Source organism: Microcystis sp. M31BS1 (genome assembly GCF_020245285.1).
In the GTDB taxonomy this organism is placed as follows: Bacteria; Cyanobacteriota; Cyanobacteriia; order Cyanobacteriales; family Microcystaceae; genus Microcystis; species Microcystis panniformis.
On record NZ_JADBVE010000011.1, the window covers coordinates 1 to 10,097 of the forward strand.

Annotated in this window: 10 protein-coding genes; 6 read left to right on the forward strand and 4 right to left on the reverse strand. The window is 41.9% G+C overall.

Annotated features, from left to right (window positions below):
• Positions 1-160: 160 nt before the first annotated feature.
• Together IM509_RS00320 and IM509_RS00325 are read left to right on the forward strand one after the other, a co-directional pair.
• Positions 161-1,546: a 1-acyl-sn-glycerol-3-phosphate acyltransferase gene (locus IM509_RS00320; protein ID WP_052278136.1), complete on the forward strand. Its 1,386-nt coding sequence runs from the start codon at positions 161-163 to the stop codon at positions 1,544-1,546.
• A 131-nt stretch (positions 1,547-1,677) separates the two neighbouring features.
• Entirely contained in the window at positions 1,678-2,139 is a 462-nt protein-coding gene (locus IM509_RS00325; RefSeq protein ID WP_052278137.1) for an Hsp20/alpha crystallin family protein, read from the forward strand.
• A 102-nt stretch (positions 2,140-2,241) separates the two neighbouring features.
• Here the strand turns inward: IM509_RS00325 and IM509_RS00330 are convergent, their stop codons facing one another.
• The 4 genes from IM509_RS00330 to IM509_RS00345 form a co-directional block, all read right to left on the reverse strand.
• Positions 2,242-3,456 (reverse strand): DUF790 family protein, encoded by a 1,215-nt coding sequence (locus tag IM509_RS00330; protein ID WP_004161466.1) that lies wholly within the window; start codon positions 3,454-3,456, stop codon positions 2,242-2,244.
• 78 nt (positions 3,457-3,534) lie between these two features.
• Positions 3,535-3,879, reverse strand: coding sequence for a hypothetical protein (locus IM509_RS00335; RefSeq protein WP_004160645.1), 345 nt, complete (start codon positions 3,877-3,879; stop codon positions 3,535-3,537).
• A 90-nt stretch (positions 3,880-3,969) separates the two neighbouring features.
• Positions 3,970-4,131 (reverse strand): hypothetical protein, encoded by a 162-nt coding sequence (locus IM509_RS00340; RefSeq protein ID WP_287716224.1) that lies wholly within the window; start codon positions 4,129-4,131, stop codon positions 3,970-3,972.
• Positions 4,088-4,282, reverse strand: coding sequence for a hypothetical protein (locus IM509_RS00345; protein WP_004161468.1), 195 nt, complete (start codon positions 4,280-4,282; stop codon positions 4,088-4,090). The genes IM509_RS00340 and IM509_RS00345 overlap by 44 nt, the downstream gene beginning before the upstream one ends.
• Before the next feature lie 361 nt (positions 4,283-4,643).
• On the opposite strand from IM509_RS00345, the gene IM509_RS00350 reads away from it, so the two are divergent.
• The 4 genes from IM509_RS00350 to leuS all read left to right on the forward strand — a co-directional run bounded on the left by IM509_RS00350 (position 4,644) and on the right by leuS (position 9,848).
• Positions 4,644-4,994 (forward strand): STAS domain-containing protein, encoded by a 351-nt coding sequence (locus IM509_RS00350; protein WP_052278140.1) that lies wholly within the window; start codon positions 4,644-4,646, stop codon positions 4,992-4,994.
• Positions 4,995-5,285: 291 nt separating this feature from the next.
• Entirely contained in the window at positions 5,286-6,215 is a 930-nt protein-coding gene (locus IM509_RS00355; protein ID WP_052278143.1) for a CoB--CoM heterodisulfide reductase iron-sulfur subunit B family protein, read from the forward strand.
• A gap of 22 nt (positions 6,216-6,237) precedes the next feature.
• Positions 6,238-6,570, forward strand: a complete 333-nt coding sequence (locus IM509_RS00360; RefSeq protein ID WP_052278145.1) for a BON domain-containing protein — start codon at positions 6,238-6,240, stop codon at positions 6,568-6,570.
• A 725-nt stretch (positions 6,571-7,295) separates the two neighbouring features.
• Positions 7,296-9,848: a leucine--tRNA ligase gene (gene leuS, locus IM509_RS00365; protein WP_185237651.1), complete on the forward strand. Its 2,553-nt coding sequence runs from the start codon at positions 7,296-7,298 to the stop codon at positions 9,846-9,848.
• The last annotated feature ends 249 nt before the right edge of the window (positions 9,849-10,097 follow it).

Below are 10,097 nucleotides of genomic sequence, written 5' to 3' on the forward strand. Positions count from 1 at the left end.
TAACTGATAACTGATAACTGATAACTGATAACTGATAACTGATAACTGATAACTGATAACTGATAACTGATAACTGATAACTGATAACTGATAACTGATAACTGATAACTGATAACTGTCTCAACTAGGAAATTTATTTGGCACGACCACTTATACTTATATGTCTAATCTATCTTTGGGCGCGCAACCTCCCCTCGAATTTATCCCCCCTGACCTTAATCCCTTGCTTTTAAAGGGATGTCAAATCTTTTTACCTCTTTGGTTACAAACTCAAACCAACTTAAGAGAAATTTCGGCCGCCAATCTAGAAACTTTAATCACATTTTATCAAAAAAGTCAAGAGAAAAAAGTCCGTTTACTGCTCGCTTTTCGTCATCCCAGTATTAACGATCCCTACTGTATGGCCTATCTTTTGTGGAAATTAGTACCCAAAAAAGCCCAAGAGTTAGGAATAAAATTAAACAAGCCAATTCACGCTCATTTTATGTATGATCGAGGGATTCCTTTATGGGCGGGAGAAAGGGTAGGATGGTTATATTCTAAGTTAGGTGGCACACCAATTCAACGGGGAAAAGCCGATTTAATCGGATTGCGTTCGGCTCGTCGTTTATTATTAGAAGGAGATTATCCTTTAGCCGCTGCTCCGGAAGGGGCAACTAACGGACATAATGAGCTTGTCAGTGCGATTGAACCGGGTATTTCTCAATTGGCTTTTTGGGGGGTGGATGATGTCATAAAAGCTAAACAACAGCAAGAAGTAATTATTTTACCTATTGGTATTCAGTATTTTTATCTGACTCCAGTGTGGCAAGAAATCGAGCGAATTTTGACTAATTTAGAAACCGATAGCGGTTTAGAATCAATCCCGAATTCATCCCTAGAAGAAAAGGTTTTATACGAGCGTCTTTTTCGGTTAGGAGAAAGATTATTATCCTTAATGGAGGATTTTTATCGAGATTTCTACTATCAATCTTTACCTGTAGTACCTGCCAATGGTGATGATCCAAATGAAACCCTAGCCAAACGTTTAGCCAATTTATTAGATGTGGCCCTACAAACCGCAGAAAAGTATTTTAATGTTTCTCCTAATGGTAATGTAATCGATCGCTGTCGTCGTTTAGAACAAGCAGGATGGGAACGCATTTATCGGGAAGAATTAAAACCCACTCATTCTATTTCTCCCCTTGAATTAGGATTAGCTGATCGCCTTGCTGATGAAGCTAATTTAAAAATGTGGCACATGAGAATTGTGGAAAGTTTTGTGTCAGTAACTGGTTATTATGTCAAAGAAAAACCCACCGTAGAAAGATTTGCTGAGACAATTTTATTACTCTGGGATTTAGTAACAAGAATTAAGGGAGGTAATCCCTTTTTTCGTCCCCAAATTGGTCAACAAAAAGCGATAATAACTATTGGTAAACCTATTTCTGTATCCGAGCGCTATGCTGATTATAAAAGCGATCGACGCTCGGCCGTAGCACAATTAACCCAAGATTTACAAACCAGTTTAGAAAGTTTAATTATTCATCAGCAGACCCTAGTATAGGAGATAGTACGGGAATCTGGAAAAACTCAATACCGAAAACCCTACCCCAGTCAGAGAATCTTTTATCTATCCTAAAAGTGTAGAGATAAACCAACATCTCTAGCGTTAAGAGAACTTCGGAGGTGAATTATATGGCACTTATACGTTGGGAACCTTTCAGAGAAGTAGAAAGCCTACAAAAAGAAATGAATCGCTTGTTTGACCGTCTTGTGCCGACTGATGTAGGCAATGGCGAAAAAATGGGGTTATCCTTCATCCCGGCGGCGGAAATGACCGAAACGGCAGAGGCAGTTCAGCTTAAACTGGAAATACCTGGTATGGAAGCCAAAGACCTCAATGTGGAAGTAACAGCCGATAGTCTGACCATTAATGGTGAAAGGAAATCGGAAATTAAAACCGAAGAAGAAGGGTTTACCCGCACTGAATTCCGTTATGGTAAATTCCATCGGGTTATTCCTCTACCGGTTCGGGTTGATAACAATAACGTGACTGCTGAATACAAAGATGGCATTCTCAATCTCACTCTCCCGAAAGCGGAAGAAGAAAAAAATAAAGTGGTGAAAGTGTCCATCAGTCCTGCCATTGCTCAATAGGGTAGCACTCATTGTCCGGTCTTGGGCGAAAGAGTTAACCTGGTCTGATTAAACCAAAGCGGGAGTATTAAATCATACTTCCGCTTTTAGCTTCTTAACCTTTTAATTTAAAACTTCTAACACTGCTTGGGGTGATAATTTATCTTTAAACCAGATAACCTGAGCGGGTAGATTTTGAAATTTAACTCCAGCTTTTTCTAGATTTAACCGTTCCGATACGGCTAAAATTAGATTATTTGCTTGGGCCGATTTAACCTGTAAAAATTTCTTTTGTAGGTATTCTGGTCGCCAATAACCAACAATTTCGAGGAGAAAAACGCGACCATCGGGATGCACTAAACGGAAATCGGGAATCATCACTCCTCCGGGTAAAGGCACTAAATCCACTTCCCTTTCTAGTTGCCATTCAGTTTTTAACTGTAACCAACGTTTAGCGAAAGATTCCTCTAACATACTATCGTAGGGTTTACCTGGGGAATAGTGGGACACCAGACCACAGTTATCCTCTAAATTGAACTGTTGTTTTTTAATAGTTCCTGTGTAGGAATCTTTGTACTGTAATTGTGCCTTCAGATTCCAGTGAGTAACATGGAGTAAGGCAGGAATTAATTTAGCGATTTCAATGCCATAACGACTGTTAGCTTTAAATAAACTGGTGGGACCATCGATAGTAATAGTAAATCCCGTGTCGGCATCCCCTTCGATATAAGTCATTAAACGAAATAGTTTTAGATAGCGAAAGAGATATTTATATTCCCCTGGATCGTTGCGGTGGACGTTGATAATTAAATAACTGGCCCGATAAAAAATCCCTTGAATTTGCGAGAGGTTAAAACGATGAATTAAGTTTTCGGGGGTGGGAGCATCAAATTGAGTGAGAATTTTATTCTCCGCTAAATCAGCATAAAGTCCTTTTTCTAGAGCTACTGGAAAAATTTCTTGATTTAATTCTTGGCTGAGTTGCTGGGCAATTTTCTCCAGAATTAGCGATCGATTTTGGGGAATAGGAACAAAGTTGGCCGCTTGTTCAAAAACTCTTTTTCTTAATTCCTGTGGTTCTAAGGGACTAATAATCTCAAAGGTGGCAAAATGATTGGTTAACAGGTGAGCAAATCCCCGTTTAATTTTATAATCGGGACTGTCTCCCTCCAAGATTAGGAGTTTTTGGCTTAATTCTCCCTTACTTTCACCGATACTTTCCTGAAAACAGGTGATTTGTTCTTTAGCGATCGCCAGATAATCAGGAGCGATCGGTAAGCGTTTGGGAATAATTGTCTCGCCATTTTGACGGGAAATCAATAAATCGGTCGGTAACATGGCAAACTAGAGAAGAATAGTCAGATGGGGAAAGGTGGGACGACAAGGAAAGGTCGAAACCCCAAAAATCCCCCGATTCTAACTATTTTGGTCGAGATAACGCTCTAAATCTTCGATCACACGGGTTAATTCTGCTTCTGTGGTTAAGCGCAGGCGATCGTCGCGAACCGTTAGCAAAACTTTAGCCGAAAAAGGATTCGGATAAATATTGGGATTACAAAACACTTCCAGAAACACATCACCAGTGTGCTGATATTCCAGCGGTTTTTGGGGTTGGGGTTTACCACCACTAGCGGCATTACTGGCGATCGCTTTTAGGCGATCAAGTAGAATATTAATTTCCCTTTGCAAATCCAGAGCAGCACTGGGACTGAAACGAAAAGTAACGGAACCTTGCAAGAGATTAAGAGTTAAAGGAATCATGGAAAAAATCAGGTTAAGAGGAAGCCTGAAGTCAATTATATTAATTTGGGGAAATTTGGGGAAATTGGGTTTTGGGGGATTGTTCAGTAATCAGTAATCAGTCAGGTTCTTCGTTACTAAGTCCGGAGTGAACTGAAAACTCACCACTGATAACTCACCACTGATAACTGATAACTGATAACTGATAACTGATAACTGATAACTGAAGTTACCGACGCGGAACGAGATTAATCCGGCCCTCGTCCATTTCATCCATGAGTAACTCTAGGGCCTCGTAATCCACATCAGAAACGTAGCCAAGACGACCGAGGAGTTCATTAATTCCGTTCTCGATTTCTGGCGTGATTTGGCGATAATATAGGGCTTTTTCCACTAATTGGCGGATAGTCGGCTGGGTATCCACAATTTTATTACTCTAGCTCAATAAATCTAGTTTTCGTATCCTGCTTTACTTTATTTTAGCAAAAATACCGGTAGAATACTGGGTCATCATCAGTCATTCGGGATGAGAGCTTAAACCTAACGACTTTCCCTTGATGTTTACCCTAGTCAGTCCTGATCACTGTTTCTCTTTACTCCTCGGATCATCAGGTTAACCTAAAACCGGTTCCTCCCTACAGGGGGAAAGATTAAAAAAAGATTAATCTTGATCGGGAGAGAGAAAATTTGTCAAGACCAAGGTTGCAAAATCAGAAAGTTAGGACATAATAGCGGTATCTGATTTCCAGTTAAAAGGTACATTTTATGAATTTCCAAGTCCAGCCATGAAAAGTCCTGTAAAAGTCCCAGAAATTGCTCTATTTGAGCCAAACGGCTATATTACCGCCGCCAACGTCCTAGAATTTCAAGAGCAGCTCACCAATCTGGTTAACCAGAGTCGCTCTATCACTTTTCTCGTGGATATGAGTAGGGTGGAATTCCTCGACAGCGCTGGATTAATGGCTTTAGTTACCGCCTTTCGTCTGGCTCAAAGTCAAGGAAAATCCTTCAATATCTGTTCTATTCCACCTTCAGTCAAGATTATCTTTGAATTAACCCAACTAGACCGGGTTCTCTCGATTTTCCCTAGCCGTGCTGACTTTGATGCTGTTATCACCCTCACCCAAGCGGCGTAAGCAGACAAAATAGGGTTTCTCGCCGCAATTTCTCGGCTACAATCTCAATTCTCCCCGTAAATCACCTCTTGACCGGGCAGATTCCCATTTGTACAACCGACTCCTCAGGACAACAATTTTTCTCAAGGAGAGCCATTATACTGTTGAGATGGCTCTCCTCCTTTTTGGATATTATTTCTGGGACAAACTACCGTACACTTGTTCGGAGCAGCTCACAAAAGACTGTCTGTTAAGAAATTCCATGACTTTAGTGATGACAGGGGGGAAGGGGGGCAAGATGGTAGATAGGTAATGAGTAGTAATTTCCTAGAATCCATGACAGTCAACAATCTCCAGTATGCTTATTTTCCCGGTTGTGTCGCTCAAGGGGCCTGTCGGGAACTATATTTATCCACGGCAGCCCTGACGGAAGCTTTGGGGATTAATTTAGTCGAACTCAAAAAAGCGGCCTGTTGTGGTTCGGGAACCTATAAGGAAGATTCGCAACTCTTGGAAGATACTGTCAATGCGCGCAATATTGCCCTAGCGGAAGCCCTCAATTTACCCCTGTTGACTCACTGTAGCACCTGTCAGGGAGTGATCGGTCATGTGGATGAGCGCTTGAAGGAAGCAAAGCATAATAATCCCAATTATGTTGAGGAAGTTAATAATTATTTACAGAAAGAAAATTGTTCCCCCTACCAAGGAACGACAACGGTTAAGCACCTACTCTGGGCAATTGTGGGCGATTATGGCTTAGATAATTTGGCGGCCAAGGTGGTTCGTCCCTTATCAGGCTTAAATTGCGCCGGTTTTTATGGTTGTTATCTCCTGCGCGCCCAGGATACTCTCCCCTACGATAATCCCTTTCAGCCGGAATCCCTAGAAAATGTCTTTCGAGCGGTGGGAGCAAATCCGATTTATTATCAAGGACGCACTCAATGCTGTGGTTGGCCCCTGTCCAGTTATGCCACCACCCAATCGTTCCAAATGGCAGGAAAACACATTTTAGAGGCCATGGCAGCCGGGGCAGATTGTTTAGTCACCCCTTGTCCTTTATGCCATCTTAATCTTGATTCCCGACAACCGGAAGTGGCAAAAGCGATCGGTCGAAGTTTAGGTTTACCCGTGTTGCATTTTTCCCAATTAGTCGCTTTAGCGGTGGGAGTGAGTCCTGATCGTTTAGGATTAGATCGACACATCGTTTCCACCAAATCCCTCTTAAAGAAATTGGGGTTTTAGAACTCAATCAGGAGTGTTAGCAATGGATTGGTTAAAAAGAATTTTCGGCTTAGATAAACCGGCCGATGCCGCTCGTGCGATCGCAGGTAAAGCCGCTGCTGCCGGTATTCCCCCCGAAAGAGTCGGATTAGACGGAAAATACGACGAAAGCGGCCTAGCTAAACGAGTAGTTTTAGCTTTTGACGAGACACCGGATTTAGCTGATGAAGACAAATTGTGGGTCGCTCAAACTGGTGGTAAGGTTGTACTAAAAGGCAAGGTTTCCAATCAGGCGACTTTAGATAAAATGGTGGCCATTGCCAGTAAAGTCCATGGGGCAACCAGCGTCGATACCAGTCAAGTAACTATTGGGTGAAGTCGAACGGCTGTTAACCTCTTGTAAAAATCAAAAATTGTTGTTAGGGTTAGGAGTCAGTCCTGATGCAACAAGTTACACCGCCAAACATGAAAATATTCTGATCCTAAATCTGGTTATTAAAAACGGATTATTTATTCCCCCTTTTGCATGAGTGCCTCTCCTGATATGTAGCCTAGACTCAAGGGATTTAGTATTACTTCCGACTTTATCGCTCAATCCAAGCTTTTGGGGGGTTCTACCCCCCAACCCCCCCGTTGGGGGCGTGGCGCCGCCCCCAAACCCCCCGCGCATTAGTTTTTCGGTGGGATGCTTACACGCAGCTGCTGACACATCTGTAATAATTTAAGAGTCACTCCACTTGCAGGAGTACCTCTCCTGATATGTAGCTTATACTCAACGGATTTAGTATGATCGACGAATTGGCGTTATTTCAGCTTCTATTTTCTAGTCAGTAGCCAGTAGTCAGTAGTCAGGAGAATTAAGAATGAAATAATAATCAGTTAAATGGTCTATTTACAGATTTTATGCGATTTAATCCTTATTTTTGACGTTTTTGAACCCTCAAAAGTTAATTATGCAAGAGGTTGAATATTCCCCGCGAAAATTAACCACTAAAACCCAGAGGGTTTTTGCTAGGGTGGATAACTCCAAGACTGGCAATCGCCCTCAGCCGGCTGCTGTAAAATGGGAGGGATAGATACAACTCAGGAGAAAAGACCCCAGTGCCGTACAACCCCGCAGAAATCGAACAGAAATGGCAGAAGATTTGGCAGCAAATGGGATTGGACAAAACCCCAGAAAACGCCGATAAACCGAAATTTTACGCCCTCTCCATGTTCCCCTATCCATCGGGCAACCTGCACATGGGTCACGTTCGCAACTATACTATTACCGATGTGATTGCCCGTCTGAAAAGAATGCAGGGTTATCGCGTGCTGCATCCCATGGGGTGGGATGCTTTCGGATTACCCGCAGAAAATGCCGCCATTGAAAGGGGAGTTCCTCCGGCAAAATGGACTGATCAAAATATTGCCCAGATGAAACGGCAATTACAACAGTTAGGATTATCTATCGATTGGGAAAGAGAAGTTGCCACCTGTTCCCCAGAATATTATCGTTGGACCCAATGGCTATTTTTACAGTTTTTTGAATCAGGATTAGCCTACCAAAAAGAAGCGGCAGTGAATTGGGATCCTATCGATCAAACTGTCTTAGCAAATGAACAGGTAGATAGTGAAGGAAAATCTTGGCGATCGGGTGCTAAAGTAGAAAGAAAGTTACTCCGGCAATGGTTCCTAAAAATCACCGATTATGCCGAACAATTACTCACTGATTTAGATAAACTTACCGGTTGGCCAGAACGGGTTAAAACCATGCAGGCCAACTGGATTGGTAAATCGGTAGGTGCTTATTTAGAATTTCCTCTTGTTAACTCCACAGAAAAAATTGCCGTTTTTACCACTCGTCCCGATACGGTTTATGGAGTCACTTATGTGGTACTTGCTCCCGAACATCCCTTAACTTTACAAGTTACCACTCCCGAACAAAAATCGGCCGTAGAAACTTTTATTCAAGAGATAGCCAGCGAAAGCGAATTAGAAAGAACCGCCGAAGATAAACCCAAACGCGGTATTAAAACCGGAGGAATGGCAATTAATCCTTTTACTGGTGAAGAAATTCCGATTTTAATTGCTGATTATGTCCTCTACGAATACGGGACGGGGGCAGTGATGGGAGTCCCGGCTCACGACAGTCGCGATTTTAAATTTGCTCAGGAAAATAACCTGCCAATTAAGATAGTTATTACTCCAGAAAGTGGCGAAATTGAGTTAAAAGAGGCCTATACAGAAGCTGGAATTATGATTAATTCCGCTCAATTTAATGGACTGAATTCCCAAGAAGGAAAAACCGCTATTATTGATTATGCCACTGCCCAAGGTTACGGCAAAGCTAGAATACAATATCGCCTCCGGGATTGGTTAATTTCCCGTCAAAGATATTGGGGTTGTCCGATTCCAGTTATCCACTGTCCTAACTGTGGAACCGTGCCAGTACCTATCGATAATTTACCCGTTACTTTACCGGAAAATGTCGAATTTAGCGGTCGAGGTGCTTCTCCTTTAGCCAAATTAGAAGACTGGGTAAATGTGGATTGTCCTCGCTGTGGCACTCCCGCAAAACGGGAAACGGACACCATGGATACCTTTATCGATTCTAGTTGGTATTTCCTCCGTTATACCGATGCTAAAAATGAAGATATACCCTTTCAATTCGAGAAGGTTAATGATTGGATGCCCGTGGATCAATACGTCGGAGGAATCGAACACGCTATCCTACATTTACTCTATTCTCGTTTCTTTACCAAAGTTTTAAGAGACCGAGGTTTAGTTAATGTCGATGAACCTTTTAACCGTCTGTTAACCCAGGGAATGGTACAGGGATTAACCTACAAAAATCCCGAAACTGGCAAATATGTCCCCGCAGAAAATGTTATCTATAAAGAGGATAAATATTGCGATAAAGACACGGGAGAAGTTCTATCTTTCTTCTTTGAAAAAATGTCTAAGTCGAAATATAACGGCGTTGATCCTCTGAAAGTTCTCGAAAAATACGGGGCCGATACTGCCCGAATGTTTATACTTTTTACCGCACCCCCAGAAAAAGATTTACAGTGGGATGATGCGGGGGTAGAAGGACAATTTCGCTTTCTTAATCGGGTGTGGCGTTTAGTCAGCGAATATATTGAAAATAAACCCAAGCAAGTCAAAAAAATAGAAACTTTCTCGAAAACTGACAAGGATTTAAGACGGGCAATTCACACCGCTATTAAAGAAATCTCCGAGGATTTAGAAGGAGATTATCAATTTAATACCGCCATTTCCGAATTGATGAAACTCAGTAACGCTTTAGGGGATAATAAGTGTTTTGCATCCCCCATTTATCGGGAAGGAATCGAAACCTTATTAATCTTACTTTCCCTTTTTGCTCCCCATCTTAGCGAAGAATTATGGCAAGCTTTAGGCCATAGCCAATCAATTCACCTGCAACCCTGGCCAAAAGTTGATCCCACTGCCCTGATTGTGGACGAGATTACCCTTGTCATCCAAATTTTGGGAAAAACCAGAGGCACGATACAAGTTCCCGCTAGTGCCGATAAAAGCACCTTAGAAACCCTCGCTCTGGAATCGGAAATCGCCCAACGTTATTTAGAGGGTAAGGAAATCAAAAAAGTGATTGTTGTCCCGGGCAAATTAGTTAACTTTGTCGTGGGTTAAATGACAGCAATTATCACAATGGTAGGGAATTAAGAACCTTTTCAGTTATCAGTGACCAGTTAGATTAAGTAGGTAGGCGTTAAAAATTATCAGATGCCTCCTTATTAAGGGGGATCCCCCCGCCTATCGGCACCCCCCTTATCAAGGTAGGGTTGATTCATTTAAATTAAGTACAGCTAATTTTGAGTCAATAAATTTGACTGAAGATTCTCAAGTTTATCTTTTTCTAATCAAAATAGTTAGTCACAA

What these genes read in the sequence shown, in the direction of transcription:
- IM509_RS00325 (WP_052278137.1), top strand. Translation starts at nt 1,678, where the DNA reads ATGGCACTTATACGTTGGGAACCTTTCAGAGAAGTAGAAAGCCTACAA.
- IM509_RS00330 (WP_004161466.1), bottom strand. Translation starts at nt 3,456, where the DNA reads ATGTTACCGACCGATTTATTGATTTCCCGTCAAAATGGCGAGACAATT.
- IM509_RS00355 (WP_052278143.1), top strand. Translation starts at nt 5,286, where the DNA reads ATGAGTAGTAATTTCCTAGAATCCATGACAGTCAACAATCTCCAGTAT.
- IM509_RS00335 (WP_004160645.1), bottom strand. Translation starts at nt 3,879, where the DNA reads ATGATTCCTTTAACTCTTAATCTCTTGCAAGGTTCCGTTACTTTTCGT.
- IM509_RS00350 (WP_052278140.1), top strand. Translation starts at nt 4,644, where the DNA reads ATGAAAAGTCCTGTAAAAGTCCCAGAAATTGCTCTATTTGAGCCAAAC.
- IM509_RS00340 (WP_287716224.1), bottom strand. Translation starts at nt 4,131, where the DNA reads ATGAAATGGACGAGGGCCGGATTAATCTCGTTCCGCGTCGGTAACTTC.
- IM509_RS00320 (WP_052278136.1), top strand. Translation starts at nt 161, where the DNA reads ATGTCTAATCTATCTTTGGGCGCGCAACCTCCCCTCGAATTTATCCCC.
- IM509_RS00360 (WP_052278145.1), top strand. Translation starts at nt 6,238, where the DNA reads ATGGATTGGTTAAAAAGAATTTTCGGCTTAGATAAACCGGCCGATGCC.